Source organism: Novosphingobium sp. Chol11 (genome assembly GCF_900218065.1).
Lineage (GTDB): Bacteria > Pseudomonadota > Alphaproteobacteria > Sphingomonadales > Sphingomonadaceae > Sphingobium > Sphingobium agri.
On the sequence record NZ_OBMU01000001.1, the window covers coordinates 2,287,527 to 2,306,310 of the forward strand.

General features: G+C 62.4%; 23 protein-coding genes. 11 read left to right on the top strand and 12 right to left on the bottom strand.

The features are described 5' to 3' along the window. Nucleotides 1-39: 39 nt before the first annotated feature. The 3 genes from NCHOL11_RS11365 to rpmF form a co-directional block, all read right to left on the bottom strand. Nucleotides 40-1,008: a beta-ketoacyl-ACP synthase III gene (locus NCHOL11_RS11365; protein ID WP_097092399.1), complete on the bottom strand. Its 969-nt coding sequence runs from the start codon at nt 1,006-1,008 to the stop codon at nt 40-42. Then, nucleotides 1,005-2,030, bottom strand: coding sequence for a phosphate acyltransferase PlsX (gene plsX / locus NCHOL11_RS11370; RefSeq protein WP_236575140.1), 1,026 nt, complete (start codon nt 2,028-2,030; stop codon nt 1,005-1,007). The genes NCHOL11_RS11365 and plsX overlap by 4 nt, the downstream gene beginning before the upstream one ends. Before the next feature lie 65 nt (nt 2,031-2,095). Continuing rightward, a complete protein-coding gene (gene rpmF / locus NCHOL11_RS11375; protein WP_022682012.1) occupies nt 2,096-2,275 on the bottom strand; it encodes a 50S ribosomal protein L32 in 180 nt (59 codons plus the stop codon). 209 nt (nt 2,276-2,484) lie between these two features. Between rpmF and NCHOL11_RS11380 the strand changes: the two genes are divergently transcribed. After that, complete coding sequence (locus NCHOL11_RS11380; RefSeq protein WP_097092401.1) at nt 2,485-2,916, top strand: MAPEG family protein; 432 nt, start codon at nt 2,485-2,487, stop codon at nt 2,914-2,916. Between the two features lie 4 nt (nt 2,917-2,920). Here NCHOL11_RS11380 and NCHOL11_RS11385 read toward each other — a convergent pair whose 3' ends face one another. The 4 genes from NCHOL11_RS11385 to NCHOL11_RS11400 are packed head-to-tail and all read right to left on the bottom strand — an operon-like array spanning nt 2,921 to nt 4,835. Continuing rightward, a complete protein-coding gene (locus NCHOL11_RS11385; protein ID WP_097092402.1) occupies nt 2,921-3,577 on the bottom strand; it encodes an MBL fold metallo-hydrolase in 657 nt (218 codons plus the stop codon). 38 nt (nt 3,578-3,615) lie between these two features. After that, nucleotides 3,616-4,041: an RrF2 family transcriptional regulator gene (locus NCHOL11_RS11390; protein WP_097092403.1), complete on the bottom strand. Its 426-nt coding sequence runs from the start codon at nt 4,039-4,041 to the stop codon at nt 3,616-3,618. A gap of 51 nt (nt 4,042-4,092) precedes the next feature. Further along, complete coding sequence (locus NCHOL11_RS11395; RefSeq protein ID WP_097092907.1) at nt 4,093-4,449, bottom strand: ArsC family reductase; 357 nt, start codon at nt 4,447-4,449, stop codon at nt 4,093-4,095. Between the two features lie 5 nt (nt 4,450-4,454). Further along, complete coding sequence (locus NCHOL11_RS11400) at nt 4,455-4,835, bottom strand: RidA family protein (RefSeq protein ID WP_097092404.1); 381 nt, start codon at nt 4,833-4,835, stop codon at nt 4,455-4,457. Between the two features lie 134 nt (nt 4,836-4,969). Here NCHOL11_RS11400 and NCHOL11_RS11405 point away from each other — a divergent pair, with 134 nt between their 5' ends. Beyond that, nucleotides 4,970-5,323 (top strand): hypothetical protein, encoded by a 354-nt coding sequence (locus tag NCHOL11_RS11405; protein WP_097092405.1) that lies wholly within the window; start codon nt 4,970-4,972, stop codon nt 5,321-5,323. Nucleotides 5,324-5,682: 359 nt separating this feature from the next. Then, nucleotides 5,683-6,000, top strand: coding sequence for a thermonuclease family protein (locus NCHOL11_RS11410; RefSeq protein ID WP_369680240.1), 318 nt, complete (start codon nt 5,683-5,685; stop codon nt 5,998-6,000). 9 nt (nt 6,001-6,009) lie between these two features. On the opposite strand, the gene NCHOL11_RS11415 is transcribed toward NCHOL11_RS11410, so the two are convergent. The 3 genes from NCHOL11_RS11415 to NCHOL11_RS11425 form a co-directional block, all read right to left on the bottom strand. After that, complete coding sequence (locus NCHOL11_RS11415; protein ID WP_255254777.1) at nt 6,010-6,603, bottom strand: glycine zipper 2TM domain-containing protein; 594 nt, start codon at nt 6,601-6,603, stop codon at nt 6,010-6,012. A 205-nt stretch (nt 6,604-6,808) separates the two neighbouring features. Next, nucleotides 6,809-7,015, bottom strand: a complete 207-nt coding sequence (locus tag NCHOL11_RS18815; protein ID WP_097092406.1) for a YegP family protein — start codon at nt 7,013-7,015, stop codon at nt 6,809-6,811. A gap of 156 nt (nt 7,016-7,171) precedes the next feature. Continuing rightward, complete coding sequence (locus NCHOL11_RS11425; RefSeq protein ID WP_097092407.1) at nt 7,172-8,227, bottom strand: ribonucleotide-diphosphate reductase subunit beta; 1,056 nt, start codon at nt 8,225-8,227, stop codon at nt 7,172-7,174. An 89-nt stretch (nt 8,228-8,316) separates the two neighbouring features. Here NCHOL11_RS11425 and NCHOL11_RS11430 point away from each other — a divergent pair, with 89 nt between their 5' ends. Next, nucleotides 8,317-8,571: a DUF2171 domain-containing protein gene (locus tag NCHOL11_RS11430; RefSeq protein WP_097092910.1), complete on the top strand. Its 255-nt coding sequence runs from the start codon at nt 8,317-8,319 to the stop codon at nt 8,569-8,571. Between the two features lie 67 nt (nt 8,572-8,638). Here the strand turns inward: NCHOL11_RS11430 and NCHOL11_RS11435 are convergent, their stop codons facing one another. Continuing rightward, nucleotides 8,639-10,573 carry a ribonucleoside-diphosphate reductase subunit alpha gene (locus NCHOL11_RS11435; protein ID WP_097092408.1) on the bottom strand — a complete coding sequence of 645 codons (1,935 nt, stop codon included), beginning with the start codon at nt 10,571-10,573 and terminating at the stop codon, nt 8,639-8,641. 534 nt (nt 10,574-11,107) lie between these two features. On the opposite strand from NCHOL11_RS11435, the gene NCHOL11_RS11440 reads away from it, so the two are divergent. From NCHOL11_RS11440 to NCHOL11_RS11460, 5 genes are all read left to right on the top strand, one after another. Further along, the gene (locus NCHOL11_RS11440; RefSeq protein ID WP_097092409.1) at nt 11,108-11,770 is read left to right on the top strand and encodes a glutathione S-transferase family protein; all 663 of its coding nucleotides are present in this window, start codon (nt 11,108-11,110) and stop codon (nt 11,768-11,770) included. A gap of 89 nt (nt 11,771-11,859) precedes the next feature. Beyond that, nucleotides 11,860-12,219 (top strand): DUF4440 domain-containing protein, encoded by a 360-nt coding sequence (locus NCHOL11_RS11445; RefSeq protein WP_097092410.1) that lies wholly within the window; start codon nt 11,860-11,862, stop codon nt 12,217-12,219. A 93-nt stretch (nt 12,220-12,312) separates the two neighbouring features. Next, on the top strand, nt 12,313-13,833 hold the full coding sequence (locus NCHOL11_RS11450) for a fumarate hydratase (protein ID WP_097092411.1): 1,521 nt from the start codon (nt 12,313-12,315) through the stop codon (nt 13,831-13,833). 239 nt (nt 13,834-14,072) lie between these two features. Then, nucleotides 14,073-15,092 carry a fatty acid desaturase family protein gene (locus NCHOL11_RS11455; RefSeq protein WP_097092412.1) on the top strand — a complete coding sequence of 340 codons (1,020 nt, stop codon included), beginning with the start codon at nt 14,073-14,075 and terminating at the stop codon, nt 15,090-15,092. A gap of 262 nt (nt 15,093-15,354) precedes the next feature. After that, a complete protein-coding gene (locus tag NCHOL11_RS11460; protein ID WP_097092413.1) occupies nt 15,355-16,275 on the top strand; it encodes an EamA family transporter in 921 nt (306 codons plus the stop codon). Nucleotides 16,276-16,366: 91 nt separating this feature from the next. On the opposite strand, the gene NCHOL11_RS11465 is transcribed toward NCHOL11_RS11460, so the two are convergent. After that, nucleotides 16,367-16,885 (bottom strand): outer membrane protein, encoded by a 519-nt coding sequence (locus NCHOL11_RS11465; protein WP_097092414.1) that lies wholly within the window; start codon nt 16,883-16,885, stop codon nt 16,367-16,369. Between the two features lie 412 nt (nt 16,886-17,297). On the opposite strand from NCHOL11_RS11465, the gene NCHOL11_RS11470 reads away from it, so the two are divergent. Together NCHOL11_RS11470 and NCHOL11_RS11475 are read left to right on the top strand one after the other, a co-directional pair. After that, entirely contained in the window at nt 17,298-18,026 is a 729-nt protein-coding gene (locus tag NCHOL11_RS11470) for a cytochrome b/b6 domain-containing protein (RefSeq protein WP_097092415.1), read from the top strand. Between the two features lie 2 nt (nt 18,027-18,028). Beyond that, on the top strand, nt 18,029-18,775 hold the full coding sequence (locus NCHOL11_RS11475; protein WP_097092911.1) for a molybdopterin-dependent oxidoreductase: 747 nt from the start codon (nt 18,029-18,031) through the stop codon (nt 18,773-18,775). Nucleotides 18,776-18,784 lie beyond the last annotated feature (9 nt).

The window sequence follows — 18,784 nt, forward strand, 5'->3', positions numbered from 1 at the left end:
CCGAAGAAATCTAAAGAATTCCGGGGTATATACCTTGGGTTAGACCCGCAGGACGCAGGCGCCCCAGGTGAAGCCGCCACCCATCGCCTCCAGCACCAGCAGGTCACCCGGCTTGATCCGTCCGTCCCGCATCGCCAAGTCAAGCGCCAATGGCACCGAAGCGGCAGAAGTATTGGCATGACGATCGACCGTCATCACCACACGGTCCGGCGACAATTTCAGCTTCCGCGCAGTGGCGTCCAGGATGCGGGCGTTCGCCTGATGCGGAATCAGCCAGTCGATCTGGTCCGTGCCGAGGCCAGCGACTTCCATCACTTCGGTCAACACGGACGCCAGGTTGACCACGGCATGGCGGAACACTTCCTGCCCCTTCATGCGCAGCTTGCCGACCGTCTTCGTCGTCGAGGGGCCGCCATCGACGTAGAGCAGTTGGTTGTGCCGCCCATCGGCATGCAGCTTGGCCGCCAATATGCCGCGCGCACCATCCGCGCTTTCCTCGGCACCAAGTACGATCGCACCCGCGCCGTCGCCGAACAGGACACAAGTCGTCCGGTCTTCCCAGTCGAGGATGCGGCTGAACGTCTCGGAACCGATGACAAGCGCACGTTGCGCTGCGCCAGAGCGGATCATGCTGTCCGCAACCGTGACGGCGTAGAGAAAGCCCGAGCACACAGCCGCCACATCGAACGCCACGCAATCATCGATGCCGAGCGCTGCCTGAACGATGGTCGCGCTGGCGGGAAAAGTCTGGTCCGGGGTGGCCGTCGCAAGGATGATGAGGTCGATGTCCTGGGCGGCAAGGCCTGCTGCCTCCAGCGCCGCCTTGGCCGCATCGGTGGCGAGGGTTGAGGTCGTCTCGCCATCGCCCGCTATATGGCGGTTCCGAATGCCTGTGCGTTCGACGATCCATTCGTCGCTCGTATCCACGGTTTCCGCCAGTTCAGCATTGCTGACGGCGCGCACCGGGAGAGCTGACCCCGTACCCAGAAGAACGGACCTGCGAATCACTTTGCGGCGAGCTCCTGCTTGGACGCCACGCCCGAAAGCGCGCTGACACCCGCCATGTCGGCGGCGATGCGTCGCGTGATATCTTCTTCCAACAGCCGGGCGGCGACATGGACAGCATTGGCGACGCCCTTGTCATTGGCGCTGCCGTGACTCTTCACCACCACGCCATTCAGCCCCAGGAAGACCGCGCCATTATGATTGTTGGGGTCCAGATGGTGCTTCAGCAGATGCATGGCGGGCTTGGAAATCAGGAAGCCGATCTTGGACCGGATCGAACTGGTAAAGGCCGTACGCAGCAGGTCCGTGACGAAGCGTGCCGTGCCCTCCGCCGTCTTGAGCGCCACATTGCCGGAAAAACCATCGCTGACGATCACGTCAGCCTCGCCACGGCCGATCTTGTCGCCTTCGGTAAAGCCGTCGAATGACAGGGGAAGGCTGGTGGCGGCGCGCAAGATGGCGGCGGCGTCACGGATTTCCTCCGTGCCCTTCATGTCTTCCGTGCCGATGTTCATGATGCGGACGCGGGGGCGTTCCAGATCGAACGCGATGCGCGCATAGGCCGCGCCCATCACGGCGAATTGCACGAGGTTGCGGGCGTCGCACTCGGTATTGGCGCCTAGGTCCAGCATGACCACGTCATTGTCGCCCAGCGTCGGCAGCAACGCCGCCAGGGCAGGCCGGTCGATGCCAGGCATGGTGCGCAGAGCGAGCTTGGCCATCGCCATCAATGCGCCCGTGTTGCCGGACGACACGGCAGCGCCCGCCTCGCCTGCCTTTACGGCGGCGATGGCCATGCTCATGGAGCTGGCCTTCTTGCGGATCGCGACGCTGGGCTTGTCCCCGGCCGACACGACATCGCTGGCGTGCACGACTTCGGACGCGGCCCGTAGATTGGGATGATTGTCGAGGGCGGCCTTGATCCGCGCCTCGTCTCCGAAAAGGGTGAAGCGCAGCCCTTCGTGGCGGTGACGGGCGAGCGCAACACCCGCCATCATCACGCGCACGCCTTCATCCCCGCCCATCGCGTCGATTGCGATTCGCGGTTGGCTGGACACTTCAGGACACCTTTGCAGGAGAGAGGGTGTCGTCAGGCCCCGACGGCAACGACTTCGCGGCCGTTATAGTGGCCACAGCCCTCGCACAGATTGTGCGGGCGCTTCAGTTCACCGCAGTTCGAGCATTCCTGATAGGCTTCGACGCGCAGCGCATCGTGGCTGCGGCGCATGCCACGGCGGGACGGGGAAGTTTTCCTCTTTGGGACAGCCATGTCGGCACCTTATTCCATAATTAAATCTGGTTGAGCGACTGGCCGATATCCGAGGAATGCCGACGCCACAGGCGCCGCAGACCATGCGGCCCGGGTGATCGCGAAGCCCTGCGCCTATAGCGCTTTTTGATCCCGGCGCAAGTCCTTCCTTGCCCTTGGCGGCATCCCGGTTACCCTGCTCATCAGAGAGAGAAGGGGAGAAGACCATCATGCTGTTGCCGATCACGCTGACACTGGCGGCCGCCTGCGCTTTTGTGAACCTGTGGCTGGCGACGCGATGCGTACGGATTCGCATGTCAGCCAAGACGCTCCACGGCGATGGCGGAAACCCTTTGCTCGCCCGCCGCATGCGTGCCCACGCCAATTTCACCGAATATGCGCCGATGGTCCTCATCCTGTTCGCGCTTGTCGAACTGGCGCTTGGCTCGCCGCTATGGCTTTGGATCGCGGCATGCGCCTTCATCATCGCGCGTGTCGCTCATCCGATCGGCATGGATGGTGACAGCCCTTCCCCTGCCCGCGCCGTCGGCCCGCTTTTGACTTGGGTCGTCATGGCGGGACTGGCGGTCGCAGCGCTCTATGCCGCATACAGCGCCACCCGTGCGGTTCCGGCCCCGCCAGCTCTTGCCGCCCAGGTCTGAGCGGTCAGGCCAGCACGGCGTCCCCGACAAAGGGGTTGGTGCGGCGTTCATGGGCGAAATTGCTCATCGGGCCATGGCCGGGCACAAAGGCCGTATCGCCACCCAGCGGCCACAGCTTGCCCGTGATCGCGTCGATCAGATCCTGATGATTGCCCATCGGGAAGTCGGTGCGGCCGATCGATCCCTGGAACAGCACGTCGCCCACAATGGCGAGCTTGCTGGGAGCGTGATGGAAGACCACATGGCCGGGCGTGTGGCCGGGGCAGTGATAGACATCCAGCACCAGCTCACCCACCGTCACATGGTCGCCGTCGGCCAGCCAGCGGTCGGGCTCGAAAATCTTGCCGTTGACGCCATAGTTGCGGCCATCTTCCTCCAGGCGGCTGATCCAGAAGCGGTCCGCCTCATGCGGTCCTTCGATCGGCACGCCGAGTTCCTTGGCCAGAGTCCCCGCCTCGCCACAATGGTCGATATGGCCGTGCGTCACCAATATCTTTTCGATCGTGACGCCCTGCTGCTCCGCGGCGGCTTTCAGCCGTGGCAGGTCGCCGCCCGGATCGACGAACGCGCCGCGATTGGTGGCTGTGCACCAGAAGAGCGTGCAATTCTGCTGCAAGGGCGTGACAGGGATGAGCGCGGCTTTGAGCGGAGGCGTAGTCATGGCGGAGATGTGGCGAAGCCGCGCGCCAGGCGCAAGGGCTACTCGGCCTCTTCCATCGCCAGCGGCTCGGCCAGGCTGATGCTGTCGAGCACCCGCGCCGTCTCGTCCCGCACGCGCAGCATCACGCGGTGCAGCCTGCATTCCGATTCGGGCAGGCAGTTGGTGCAGGTTTCATGCGCGAATCGGCTCGCGCAAGGGGTGAGCGCCAGCGATCCCCGCGTCAGCCGCACGATGTCGCCATAGCTGATGTCGACGGGCGCCAGCGCAAGCCAATAGCCGCCGTCGCGTCCCCGCTGCGTCGCGACCAGCCCCTCGCGCGACAGTTCCGAGAGGATCACCGTCAGGAACTTGGCCGGGATATTCTGCCGCGTCGCGATCTCGTTCAGCGGCACGGGCCCCTGGCGGTAGCGGTCGGCAAGATGCTGGAGAGCGCGGATGGCGTAACGGGTCTTCTGCGAAAGCATGATCCCGTTATTCGCCCCCGCGCCTCATTTGACAAGCCGCCGCGCAGCCGGTCAGGCCTTTACGCCGCTCAGCGCCTCTTCATAGGTCGTCGCCTTGAAGCCCACGATGGTCCGGCCGCCCACGTCCAGGATCGGCCGCTTGATCATGGAGGGGTTGGCGCTCATCAGCAGGATAGCCTTGTCCGCATCGATATGCGCCTTGTCGCCCGCGTCCAGCGCCTTGAAGGTGGTGCCGGATCGATTGAGGATGGTTTCCCACCCATGTTCCATCACCCATTCCTCCAGCTTGCCCTTGTCCACGCCCGACACCTTGTAGTCGTGGAAGCTGTAGGAAACGCGCTCATTGTCCAGGAAATTGCGCGCCTTCTTGATCGTGTCGCAATTCTTGATGCCATACATGGTGATCATGGCCATCACCCCTTGAACGCGGTGACTTCGACTTCGACCTTCATCTCCGGCTTGATAAGGCCGGTGACGATGCAACTGGCCGCCGGGCGGATCTCGCCGAACACCGGCGCCGTCGCCTTGCCCAGCTCGTCCCAATAAGCCGGGTCGGTGATGTAATAGGTCACGCGCACCACGTCGGCGAAGGAAAAGCCCGCCTCCTCCAGCGCCTTGCCGATCACCTTCAGCGCGTTGCTCGTCTGGTCGACGACGCTTTCGGGCATCGCCTTGGTTTCGGGATCAGTGCCGGTGGTGCCGGCGACGAAGCACCAGTCGCCCTGGACGACAGCGCGGGAATAGCCGACCTGCGCCTCGAAAGGCGAGCCCGAGGAAATGAGCGTGCGGGACATGGGGGAGTTCCTTCGACGGAAACGGAGGGGGATTGGGGCGGCTCTTGCCCCATGCCGCCGCTCGCGTCCAGCGGCTTTTGGGCGGCGAGGAACGGCGGCGGGACTGATCCGTTGAGGGAGCAAGGAGACATGCCATGGACGCAAATGAGAAAGACCGCTTCCCCGACATCATCGAGGAAAATGACGAGCAGCGCGACGAAGGATCACAGGCGCAGACCGTCACCGACGACACCCGCGTCCGCAGCACCGACCTGTCCGAAGACAGCGAGCGCGGCGGCAGCACCAACCCGGCCCAGATCATCCCCGACGACACCCCCGACCTTGTCGAACGAATGGAGGAAATGAACCGGTCCGGACATATGGATTTCGACGCCTTCTCCGGCGAACCCCAGATGGATGACGAGGAAAGCGCCCTTGGCCAGGTCGATACCGAGAATATGGACGATGAAGACGATATGATGGGCGACGGCACGGAAGAGGAAGGCTAAGGCCCTCCCCCGTTCGCGCCGGAACGGAGGGAAAGCGGATCAGCTTCACGGCGCGGCAATGATGTGCGGCGGGCTAGGTGGACAGCATGTCCTACCAGCCCCGCAGGCCCGTCCGCCACAGGCATCTCCGCCTCGTCCACGCAAGCGCTCGGCCTCGGCACAGCGCGCAACCATCGCGCACCCGCTCCAACGGCTTTCTGGCCGCGTTCCTGATCATCGCATCAGGACTTTGGGCCGGAGGCGACCTTCTTCCGTCGCTGCCTGACGCCAGATTCAGCCCGTCACCGAGTTCCATACCGCAAGAACGGTCGCAAGCTGCATCCTTTGCCATGTGCGATGACAGCTATGGCAGCGACTGCGTGATCGACGGGGATACCTTTCGCCTGGGGGGCGAAACCATTCGGATCGCTGACATCGATACGCCGGAAACCCATCCGGCCCGCTGCCCGGAAGAAGCCTCGCTCGGCGCCCAAGCAACCGAGCGGTTGCGGCAGCTGCTCAACGCCGGCCCCTTCATGCTCCAATCCATCGATCGCGACCAGGATCGCTATGGGCGATCATTGCGGATGGTCATGCGAGGGGACCAGTCGATCGGAGCGATGCTGGTCGCAGAAGGGCTGGCGCGGCCCTGGATGGGGTCACGCCAGCCCTGGTGCCCCAATGACAGCAGGGGTTAACGGCAAGCGTTAGCGGCAGCTCACGCCACCGCGATCGATTTCCCGCCCGAGCAGAGCGCCCGCGCCGCCGCCGATCAGCGTCGTCAGCAGGCTGGAACCGCCGCGATCCAGCTGGTTACCCAGCACACCGCCCAGCGCCGCGCCCACGATCAGGCCGGTGGTGCCGTCCGAGCGGCGGCAATAATAGCGGTCGTCATAGCCGCGATAGATACGCGTGTTGCGCGTCACCCGGATCGGCTCATAGCCGCTGCGATAATAGCGATCGGGACGATAGCGGGTGCCATAGCGGCGATCCGGGCGGTTCCAGTCATAATTATAGACGGTCCTGCCGGGACGCTTCCAGCCATTGTGGCGGCCATTGTCGTGACGGCGGTCGTTCCGCCAGTCGCGCCGGGCGTCGCGCCGATCCGCGCGATAGTCGCGGCGAGCGTCGCGGATGTCCCTGCGCCGATCATTGCGCGCGTCCCGCTGCTCCCGCGCAAAATCCTTCGCGTCGATCCGCACATCGCGGCCTTGTGCCAAAGCAGGGGTCGCAGCAACGCCAGTCAACGTCATCGCACCCAGCGAAAAAGCGGCAATGGCGCGCTTGATCGAGAAGTTCATCTGATGCTCCTTGCCATATTTATCAGGCTGTGGAGCTAAACCCATGGGCTGGGCGGATGTTGCATGAACGGAATAAAACGGGGTGTTCAGTGGCGGGACAGGCGAGACGAGGTCGGTTGCCCGCCCCTTTTTCGCTAATCACACATTTGCGCGACAGTGGTGAGCTGCAGTTTTGGCAGAACTGTAACACAGCTCTGCCAAACCTTCATGCCGCGTGAGCGTCTACATCAGGTATCCATACCGGTGCCGTGAACGAGCCTTTCATGATGTCGATCCCGCGTTGGCAGTCGGATCGATTGAAGTAGCTCTCGCTGCTGACCGCGATGGTCCGACCATTGATAGCGTCATAACGCCATCGCCACAGGCCAGCCGTGTCCCGATAAATGAAATATGAAGGGTATTGTCGTTGCATGTTTAGTCTCCCGCCGCCTGGTTGCTAAGGGAGGCGGATGACTATAGAACCAACGTGTCGGGTGTGGTCCTAGACTTCGCCCTGTCGATAGGGGCAGCGTTTCCTATCGACCGAAAGGCGGCACCGCAGCAACGGTGTCGCCTTTCGCTTATTCTTTTACTCCGCAGCGATCCCCGCAGCCTTGAACATGTCCGGATCGCTCGGCTCATCCACATTGGCGGCACTGCCGGCCTTGAGCGTCTTGCGCCGGTCGAACGCGTCCCACACCTCATTCCACTGACCGCGCGTGGCGCCCTTCGAATATTCCGTCGCGCGGGTTTCGAAGAAGTTGGCGTGCTCTACCCCGTTCAGCAGCGGGGTCAGCCACGGCAGCGGATGCTCGTCGATCATGTAGATGGGCTTCAAACCCAGCTGGCCCAGGCGCCAATCGGCGATGTAGCGGACATATTTCTTGATGTCCTTGGGCGTCATGCCGGGGACCGGGCCCATTTCGAAGACGAGGTCGATGAACGCGTCCTCGATCCGCACCGTCTTCTGGCACATGTCCATGATGTCGTCCTTGACGGACGGGGTCAGGCAGTCGCGCTCCTTCACGAAGGCGTGGAACAGCTTGATGATGCCTTCGCAGTGCAGCGTCTCATCGCGCACTGACCAGGTGACGATCTGGCCCATGCCCTTCATCTTGTTGAAGCGCGGGAAGTTCATCAGCATCGCGAAGGACGCGAAGAGCTGGAGCCCTTCGGTAAAGCCGCCGAACATCGCCAGCGTCTTGGCGATATCCTCGTCCGTGTCGACGCCGAACTGGCTCAGATAGTCATGCTTATCCTTCATCTCCTTATACTGCATGAAGGCCGAATATTCGGTTTCGGGCATGCCGATCGTGTCGAGCAGATGGCTGTAGGCGGCGATGTGGACCGTTTCCATGTTGCTGAACGCGGTCAGCATCATCTTCACTTCGGTCGGCTTGAACACGCGGCCATATTTTTCGTGGTAGCAATCCTGCACTTCCACGTCCGCCTGGGTGAAGAAGCGGAAGATTTGCGTGAGCAGATTGCGCTCATGGTCCGACAGCTTCTGCGCCCAGTCGCGGCAATCCTCGCCCAGCGGCACTTCCTCGGGCAACCAGTGCAGCTGCTGCTGGCGCTTCCAGAACTCATAGGCCCAGGGATATTCGAAAGGCTTGTAGACCTTGCTGGCTTGAAGAAGGGGCATCGGGTCGGCTCCGCGAATTAATGGATGTGCGCAACCTGTGCGGGCGCGGGACGTTTGGTCCCCGTCATTCCCGGCACAGGAGCAATATGATGGTTGATCTTACCAGCATCAAGGAACATGCTGAGGTTATCGGCGCTGATGGCGTCCATGTCGGCACTGTCGATCACGTCGAGGGCGATCGTATCAAGCTGATCAAGGCGGATAGCGGCCAGGGAAGTCACTCCGGGCATCATCATTATATCAGTCAGGGACTGATCGCCGGGGTTGATGAGGATGGCACTGTGCGGCTCTCTGCGACCGGTGCCAACGCCGTTCTCTTTGAAGAAGAACAAGACGAGGGGTGACGGCTCCGGGGGCGATTGTGTGGGCGCGGCCGGTGTCGCCACCGCCGCGCCCATCCCCCCCATTAGCTCATTGGCACGCCAGGCATTCGTCATAGTCTGTGCTTCCCCCAGCCAGCTCGAATTTCGGTGCGTCGATCGTGTTGTCGGCTTCCACCCCGCCCGCGAAGCCCGCGCGCTGCACCGACTTTGACCGCAGATAGTAAAGCGACTTGATGCCCAGTTCCCAGGCGCGGAAGTGGAGCATCATCAGGTCCCACTTTTCCACGTCCGCCGGGATGAACAGGTTCAGCGACTGCGCCTGATCGATGAAGGGCGTACGATCCGCCGCAAGTTCGAGCAACCAGCGCTGGTCGATTTCGAAGCTGGTCTTGAACGTGTCCTTTTCTTCCTGGCTCAGGAAATCGAGATGCTGGACCGAGCCGCCGCGTTCGAGGATCGAGTTCCAGACATTGGTCGAATCCTTCGCCTTGTCGCGCAGGATCTTTTCCAGATAGGGGTTTTTCACCACGAAGCTGCCGGACAGCGTCTTGTGCGTGTAGATGTTCGCCGGGATCGGCTCGATACAGGCCGAAGTGCCGCCGCAGATGATGCTGATGGACGCGGTGGGCGCGATCGCCATCTTGCAGGAAAAGCGCTCCATGACGCCCATGTCGGCAGCATCCGGGCACGGGCCACGTTCGACCGCCAGCTGCATCGAGGCGTCGTTCACCTTCTCGCTGATATGCTTGAAGATGCGCAGGTTCCAGCTCTTGGCCATGGCCCCTTCGAACGGAAGGCCCCGGGCCTGGAGGAAGGAGTGATACCCCATCACCCCCAGGCCCACTGACCGTTCACGCGCCGCCGAATATTTCGCCCGCGCCATTTCGTCCGGCGCACGGTCGATATAGTCCTGCAGCACATTGTCGAGGAAGCGCATGACATCCTCGACGAAGACGGGGTCCTTGTTCCATTCGTCCCAAGTTTCCAGGTTCAGGGACGAAAGGCAGCAGACTGCCGTCCGGTCATTGCCGAGATGGTCGCGACCCGTCGGCAGTGTGATTTCTGAACAGAGATTCGACGTCGAAACTTTAAGGCCGAGATCGCGATGATGCTTGGGCATCATGTTGTTCACGGTGTCGGAGAAGACGATATAGGGCTCGCCCGTCGCAAGCCTGGTTTCCACCAGCTTCTGGAACAGGCTGCGCGCATCGACCGAACCACGGACGGAGCCGTCCTTGGGCGATTTCAGCTGGAACTCAGCTCCGTTGCGCACCGCCTCCATGAACTCGTCGGTCAACAGCACGCCATGGTGCAGGTTGAGCGCCTTGCGGTTGAAGTCGCCGCTCGGCTTGCGGATTTCCAGGAACTCCTCGATCTCCGGATGGGAGATGTCGAGATAGCAGGCGGCCGAACCGCGGCGCAGGCTGCCCTGGCTGATCGCGAGGGTGAGGCTGTCCATCACCCGGACGAACGGGATGATGCCGCTGGTCTTGCCGTTGAGGCCCACCGGCTCGCCGATGCCGCGCACGCTGCCCCAATAGGTGCCGATGCCGCCGCCGCGCGAGGCGAGCCACACATTCTCGTTCCAGGTGTTGACGATGCCTTCCAGGCTGTCGTCGACGCTGTTGAGATAGCAGCTGATAGGCAGGCCACGGCCTGTGCCGCCATTGGACAGCACCGGCGTCGCGGGCATGAACCACAGGCGCGAGATATAGTCATAGACCCGCTGGGCATGCGCCTGGTCGTCGGCATAGGCCGCCGCAACGCGGGCGAACAGATCCTGATAGGATTCGCCGGGAAGCAAATAGCGGTCCTTCAGCGTGTCCTTGCCGAACTCCGTCAGCAACGCGTCGCGGCTGTCGTCGGTCACGACATCGAACCGGCGCGCCTGGATGGACGAAGAGGAAGGCGCAGCCACCTTGGCCGGCGCAGCCTTCTTCTTTTCCGCCACCGTTTCCATAACTTCGTCGATTACCGTCGCCACGTCGCTTGCACCTGTTTGTTCGCTGTCACGAAAATCCATTCGAGCCCCCGAATGTTCCTGTTTCGTTCGATTCGGTCAAGCTTCTTGTCGAGAGCTTGCCCTGCCAGCAGGGGGCCAACCAACTATGGACCGCATGAGGCAAAACGCCTCTCGCCTGGAAAATGGTCCAGCCGGAGCAATCACAATCTGTTGGGTAACCCCCGTTAACCCGATACAAGGGATAGTGCCACAGCTTCCTATGCTTGCAAGAGGGTAAATGACGATTGGAGGACTGCGCGCGGCGGTTCACATGGCAAACATATGACAATGGACCGATCCTGCATCGCAGCGACGCGCGGACTTCCGGCCATCTCGCAAAAGGCAAGGGAAACAATTTGAGAACGAAAATAATTTTGCCCGATCATCGAATTTGCCGGGATCAGGTCAGCGCCCTTGTCCCGTTTCGCTAAGGATGGTGGTTCATCCACAACTTATCCACAAGCTGATGTGGATTAACCGTGAATGGGCCAACGCCGAAAAAGCGTGATAAAAGCAGCCATTCCCCAAGGACGATGCAGCGCAGAGGCACAGCCGATGATTCTCTACTATCACCCCCTTTCCTCCTATTGCTGGAAGGTGCTGATCGCCCTTTACGAGCAGGGCATTCCGTTCGATCGCCGGATGATGGAGGAGCCGGGCGTCGTCGAAGCATGGCTTGCGCTATGGCCGCTCGGCAAGTTCCCGGTGCTGCGCGACGAGGCCCGTGACCAGACGGTGGCGGAAGCGAGCATCATCATCGAATATCTGGGGCAGCACTGCTCCGGCTCCTTCCGTCCGATCCCAGCCGATGCCGAGGAAGCATTGGAGGTGCGGATGATGGACCGGCTGTTCGACAATTATGTGATGACCCCGATGCAAAGGATCGTTGCCGACCGATTGCGGCCGGAGGAAGCGCGCGACCCGCATGGCGTTGGCGAGGCGCGCATTCTGCTGGGCAAGGCCTATGCGCTGCTGGAAGAGCGGATCGGCGCGCGATATTGGGCTGCGGGTGACGCCTTCACACTGGCCGACTGCGCCGCTGCCCCTGCCCTTTTCTATGCCGACAAGGTCGAGCCGATGCGCGGCGGTTTCCCGGTGCTGGCTGCTTATCTCGATCGTTTGGAGGCGCGGTCGAGCTTTGCCCGGGTGCTGGAGGAGAAAGAGCCCTGGTGGCACATGTTTCCTTATGCGCAGGACGCGGCCGAACGGGAGCGATAGGCGGGCCGCCCCATCGCTGCGACCAAGCCGGGGAGCCTTCGCGCTCGCCGGGCGCTTCTTTGACCCGACCCGGCAGAAAGGCGCGATAGATGGACGACCAGCGTGTGTGGCAGTTTGAGGAACGGCTCTGGACTGGCGACGCCAGCGATTATGAGCAGTGCATCGATGATGAAGGCCTGATGGTCGTGCCCGCGCCGCCCTTCATCTACAAGGGCCGCGACGCCGCGCAGGCGATGGCGCAGACGCCGCGCTGGGACAGCGTCGAACTGACCGAACGGCAGGTGATGCGCCCGCAGGAGGGGCTGATCGTGATCGCCTACATGGCCAAGGCGCATCGGGGCGAGGGTGAGGATTATGAAGCCCATTGCACATCGACATATCGGCGGCTGGCGCATGAAGAGTGGCGCGTCATCCAGCACCAGCAGACCCCACCGCTGATCGCCAGCTAGGCGCCCAATTCGGCCTACCCTTCCTCTGGACAGCGTCCGCCAAAACCCTATAGCCGGGCGCAAATCGCTATAATGGCCAGAGGACCAGGGTAGATGACCGTCATCAAGACCGCCGATCTGATCGAGAGCGTCGCCGACGCGCTCCAGTTCATCAGTTACTATCACCCGATGGATTACATCCGCGCGCTCGGCAAAGCCTATGAGGCCGAAGCCAACCCTGCGGCGAAGGACGCCATTGCCCAGATCCTGACCAACAGCCGCATGTGCGCCGAAGGGCATCGCCCGATCTGCCAGGATACCGGCATCGTCAACGTCTTCATCAAATGGGGCATGGATTGCCGCCTGGACGACAACAGCCGCTCGATGCAGGACGTGGTCGATGAAGGCGTGCGCCGCGCCTACCTTAACCCCGAAAATCGCCTGCGCGCCTCGATCCTGCGCGACCCGGCCTTCTCGCGCCAGAATACGAAGGACAACACGCCCTGCGTGCTGAACGTCGAAATGGTGCCGGGCAACAAGGTGACGGTAGATGTCGCGGCCAAGGGTGGCGGCAGCGAGAACAAGACCAAGTTCAAGATGATGAACCCGAGCGATTCGATCGTCGATTGGGTGCTGGAGATGATCCCGCAGATGGGCGCTGGCTGGTGCCCGCCGGGCATGCTCGGCATCGGCATCGGCGGCACGGCGGAAAAGGCTGTGGCGCTTGCCAAGGAATCGCTGATGGAGCCCATCGACATGGGCGAGCTCAAGGCGCGCGGGCCGCAAAACGACATCGAACGCCTGCGCATCGAGATTTTCGACAAGGTCAATGCACTCGGCATCGGCGCGCAGGGCCTGGGCGGGCTTTCGACCATCCTCGACGTCAAGATCTACGACTATCCCTGCCATGCGGCGGGCAAGCCGGTCGCGATGATCCCCAACTGCGCAGCGACCCGCCACGCGCACTTCACGCTCGACGGCTCCGGCCCTGCCTATCTGGAAGCACCCAAGCTTTCCGAATGGCCGCAGGTCGATTGGAAGCCGAGCAAGGAAGCGATCCGCGTCGACCTCGATGCGCTGACGCCGGAAGTCGTGCAGAGCTGGAAGCATGGCGACCGCCTGCTGCTGAACGGCAAGATGCTCACCGGCCGCGACGCCGCGCATAAGCGTATCCAGGACATGCTGGCCAAGGGCGAGCAGCTGCCGGTCGATTTCAAGGGCCGCGTCATCTATTATGTCGGCCCGGTCGATCCGGTGCGCGACGAGGTGGTCGGTCCCGCCGGTCCCACGACCGCGACCCGCATGGACAAGTTCATGGACATGATGCTGGAACAGGGCCTCGCCGCCTGCGTCGGCAAGGCCGAGCGCGGCCCAGCCGCAACGGACAGCATCGCCAGGCACAAGAGCGCCTATCTGATGGCGGTTGGCGGCGCGGCTTATCTCGTCGCCCGCGCGATCAAGGGCGCGAAGGTCGTCGGCTTCGAAGATCTCGGCATGGAAGCGATCTACGAATTCGAGGTGCAGGACATGCCTGTGACGGTGGCCGTCGATAGCGAAGGCCAGAATGTCCATCGCCTCGCGCCGCTCGTCTGGCAGGAAAAGATCCGTAAGGAAGGCTTGCTGGAACAGGCCTGATCCCAGTCCCGCGATAAGGAAGAACAGCGACCGCGCCAGACCCGGCGCTGTTCTTCCTCCCGCCGCTTCCACCCACATTGGACAGCGCGAAGCACCTTACCCCCGTTCGCCCTGAGCCTGTCGAAGGGCCTCAGCGTCCTGCCGCCATGCCTTCTCCCAAGCCCCCGCCGTTGACGCAGCGCTGCTCCCCTCATAACGTCGCCGCGCCAAGCTGACGCCGCGCTCGGAGACGCATTCCCGTGGAAGATAACGCCAACCTCTATCCGCCCGGCTATCGCTATGCCCGGCGCGACATGCTGGCGACCGTGCGCAAGCTGTCCGTCATCGACGACCGCCGCAACGCGGTGCTGCTGTGCCTGCAATGGGCTGTCGCGATCGCCGCCGGCGCCGTCGCGATCCGTCTCGACAGCATACCCGTCTATATAGTGGCGGGCTTCATCATTGGATCGCGCATCCAATGCCTGGCGGTGATGATGCATGATGCCTGCCACTCGATGCTGTTCAGCAACCGCCGCATCAATGATTTTATAGGGGACATTTTCGTCGCCTATCCGCTTGGCTTCAGCATTCACCTGTACCGCGCCAACCACATGCATCATCATCGCTACACGAACACGATGCGCGACCGCGACTATCGGGTGCAGCAGCGTGATCCCGATCAGCATTTCCCGAAACGGCCTCTCGCCATGCTGTGGCTGCTGGTGCGCAGCGTGACCGGCCTCAATTTCTATCGCATGGCCCGCGACAGCCGCATCTGGGCGCCCTTCGCCAATTTCCATAATCCGGGGCGCTTCGGCTACGACTTCCCGCTCGCCTTGCGCATCCGCTACGTCGTCTGGGCCGTGCTTTTCTATGGCCTGATCCTGATTTCGCCCTGGCGCTGGCAGATATTGGGCCTTCTGTTGATCCCGCAATTCATCTGGGCCAATGTCTTCAACCGGATCAGGGCGATCGCGGAGCATAATGGCGTTGCGAACGAACGAGAACTCAACGGCACGCGGACGATCATCCCGACGCTTCTCGACCGGTTCCTGATCGCGCCGCTCAATGTCAGCTACCATCTGGAACATCATCTGTTTCCATCCGTGCCCTGGCAAAATCTGCGCCAGCTGCATGCGCATTTGATGACCGACCCCAATTTCGCCGCCAACGCCCATATCACGCGCAGCTATTGGGGCGTGATGCGGGAGTTGATGCCGCCTTCTACCAAGGATGCGGGCGAACCGCAGGCCACGGCCAGCGCCAATCCGCAGGGCTGAACGGCGCGGCGCGGTACAAGGGCATCTGTGGCCCGGCCACTACCGCATGCGCAAAATCCATCCTATTTCCGCTGCACCGATCAATAATCGCCTGTCCTATTTCGGCAGGGATGCGTATCCCGTCGCTCTACGCGACGTGCCTCGCATCCGCACACGCGCGCTGGGGCACGCGCGCGCATACACTGTGAACTTCGGGGCAAGAATGGCTGTTTTCCGCCGATCCTCCTCATGACAGCGCCGGGCAAGCCGCTATAGGACCAGCATGATATCTTCGCCCATCTGGCTCCCCGCCACCTTGCTCGCAGGCGCCACCCAGGCCTGGCGCACGGCAGTGCAGCGGCGCGTCAGCAAGAGCCTGTCGGTCAACGCTGCCGGGCTGGTCCGCTACCTTTACGGCTTGCCCTTCGCCCTGCTGCTGCTTGGTGGATATCATTGGGCCTTCTCGACGGCCCTGCCCTCGCCCGAGCCCAAATTCCTGCTCTTCTGCGCTGCGGGCGGCCTCGCGCAGATCATCGCGACCAACCTGCTCATCATGGCCTTTGCCCACCGCAACTTCGTCGTCGGCACCGCTTATTCCAAGACGGAGGCGGTGCAGGGCGCGATCCTCTCCTTCCTGCTGATGGGGGAGCGGCTTCATCCCCTTGCCTGGGCGGGGATAGGCTGCGGCGTCGCTGGCGTGATGCTGCTGTCCGCGGGCGGCAAACGCATGGGGCCAGCCGATTTCCTGAGGGCGCTCGGCCAACCTGCGGCGCTCACCGGCATCGCTTCGGGCTTCTTCTTCGCACTGACTGCCATTGGCATCCGCCGCGCCACGCAGGAAGTGGGCGGCGGCGACCCGATCCTCGCCGCGCTCATCGTTCTGGTGGTGACGGTGGCGCTCCAGACTTCGATGCAGGGCGGCTATCTGCTGCTGCGCGAACCGGACGAGATGCGCAAGCTCTGGGGAAGCTGGCGCATTTCCGGCCAGGTCGGCCTGCTCTCTGCCATGGGGTCAGCCTGCTGGTTTACCGGCTTTGCCACAGCGCCCGTCGCGCTCGTCCGCATCGTTGGTCAGGTGGAAATCGCGTTCACGCTCGGCTTCGGCCATTTCTACCTTGGCGAGCGGATGACGCGCAGCGAGGTTCTGGGGCTGCTGTTGGTTGTCAGTGGCGTCGTGCTTGCGCTGGCCGGTTCGCTCTCGTGACGTTGCGAGGCGCGCGAAACTGAATCATGCACGCAAACAAAAAGGGCGGCCCCAGTGGGACCGCCCTTCTGTGTTTCAGATCCGAAAAGGATTAGAAACGGAAACCGATGCTGACGACGCCAGCGTCACGGCTGCCTTCGTTTTCATATTCGGTGCGCTGATATTCAGCCGAGATGTAGGCGTTGCCGTTGAAGGCATATTCCAGACCGCCACCGAAGCGAACGCCTTCGAGCGAAGCGCCGTTGTTGGTGTTCGAACCTTCGAAACGGGTGTTGGCGTAGCCAACCTTGCCGAACAGCAGAACCTGCGGGTTCAGGATGTAGCCCAGACGAACCGAAGCGGCCAGATCACGGCTGACTTCCGCGCCAACGACATCGGCGTCAGCCGTGCTGTCGCCCAGGGTCACTTCCGGACCGAAGGTGATGGAGGGGGTCAGGGCTACGTCGTAGCCAGCGCTCACGCCATAGCTCACGCCGTCCTTGAAGTCTTCGACGCTGTCATAGCCAACAGTCACGCCAGCGCGGGGGCCGGTGAAGGGAGCAGCGTCCTGCGCGAACGCGGGAGCCGAGAAAGCGGCAGCAGCAGCGGCTGCGAAAATCACAGTCTTCATAAAGTCCTCATGCAATAAGAAGTGCGTTGCTCGGGAAATGAGCCACACTCTTGATAATAACAGGCATGGTATCGAAGCATTTCAGCCCCAAGCGCCGCTATGAAGTGACCCCTTTTACGCCATCCCTGCTTGCCCCGATCTTGCGTCGTGAGCTGAAGCGCATATGGTGATCTTTGATCAATGTTGCAATATCGATATGAAGATTGTTGATTAATGATGCTATTTCGCAACAGTCATTCGTCTTCATCTTCCACATTCGACACGCATGCCGTCCGTGCCTGCCAGCCCCGGACGATGATCGTCCCTATCCACGGCGAATATGGCCAGAAGATGAACCGGCCAATCATTTCGGATACGTTCTGACCAGAGGCCGACTTTTGACGCGACTGATGCAAAAGGGTAACAGCATCTCATGGACAGCAGCCCCGCCTCCCCCAGCATCACGGCGCCGCTGGTGTTGCGCCACCGCTGGCAGGTTCGGCTGTGGCACTGGCTGAATGCCGGACTGCTCTACATTCTCTTCACCAGTGGCCTTGGCATCTTCAACGCCCATCCACGCCTCTATTGGGGCCATTATGGCGCCAATTTCGACAAGCCGTGGCTGACGCTGGAGCGCTTTGGCGGGTGGATCACCCTGCCTGCCCATTATGATCTCGCGATGTCCCGCCACTGGCACTTGGCGGCGGCTCCTCTCTTCGCCTTCGCCCTGCTCGCCTATATGCTCTGGGCGTGGTTCAGCCGTCATATCGGCCGCGACCTCGCCTTTCGCAGGGGTGAGCTGGCGCCGCGCCATGTGTGGCAGGACATCGCCGATCACGCCCGGCTGCGCTTTCCCACCGGCCAAGCCGCGCTGCGCTACAATGTCCTGCAAAAGGCGAGCTATGTCCTGGTCATCTTCATCGCCCTGCCGCTGCTGATTTTCACCGGCCTCACCATGTCGCCGGGCATGAATGCCGCCTGGCCGTGGCTGGTCGACCTGTTCGGCGGCAGGCAGTCGGCGCGCTCGATCCATTTCATCGCCGCCTTCCTGCTGGCGGCTTTCTTTCTGGTGCACCTCAGCATGGTGCTGCTTGCCGGTCCTGCGAACGAGTTGCGCTCGATCATCACCGGCCGCTACCGCTTGCCAGAGGCGCGGCCGTGACCCTGATCCTGAACCGCCGCACATTATTGTTCGGCGCGGCTGCGACTCTGTCAGGATGCGACGGCTTGGCCCGCAATGAGCAAGCGCGAGAGCTGCTGTTCTCGGCGGAGAATTTTCACAAATGGGCGCAGCGCAGCCTGATGGCGCGCGGCGCACTGGCGCGGGAGTTCAGGCCCGACCAGATCTCGCCCTTCTTCCGGCCCAACGGCACTGCCAATCCGAACACGCCGGAATACCGCGCGCTGTGGCGGTCGGGCTTTGCCGACTGGCGGCTCAAGCTTTCGGGTCTGGTCGGCCGCCCCCTCTCCCTCTCCCTTGCCCAATTGCACAGCCTGCCCCACCGCGAACAGATCACCCGCCACGATTGCGTTGAGGGATGGAGCGCCATCGGCAAATGGCGGGGCGTGCCGCTCAGCCTCGTCCTCGATGCCGCGCGGATGAGCGACAAGGCGCGCTATCTCGTCTTCAAATGCGCGGACTTCATGGGCGACGGGCGGCCATATTATGAAAGCATCGACATGGTCGACGCCTTTCACCCCCAGACCATCCTGGCCTTCGCGCTCAATGATCAGCCGCTGCGCGTCGCCAACGGCGCGCCCTTGCGCCTTCGTGTCGAGCGGCAATTGGGCTACAAACATGCCAAATATCTGATGGAGATAGAGGCGGTCGACACGTTGTCCGGGATCGGCGGCGGCAAGGGCGGCTATTGGGAGGACCGCGCCAATTATGATTGGTATGCAGGCATTTGACGGCGACGT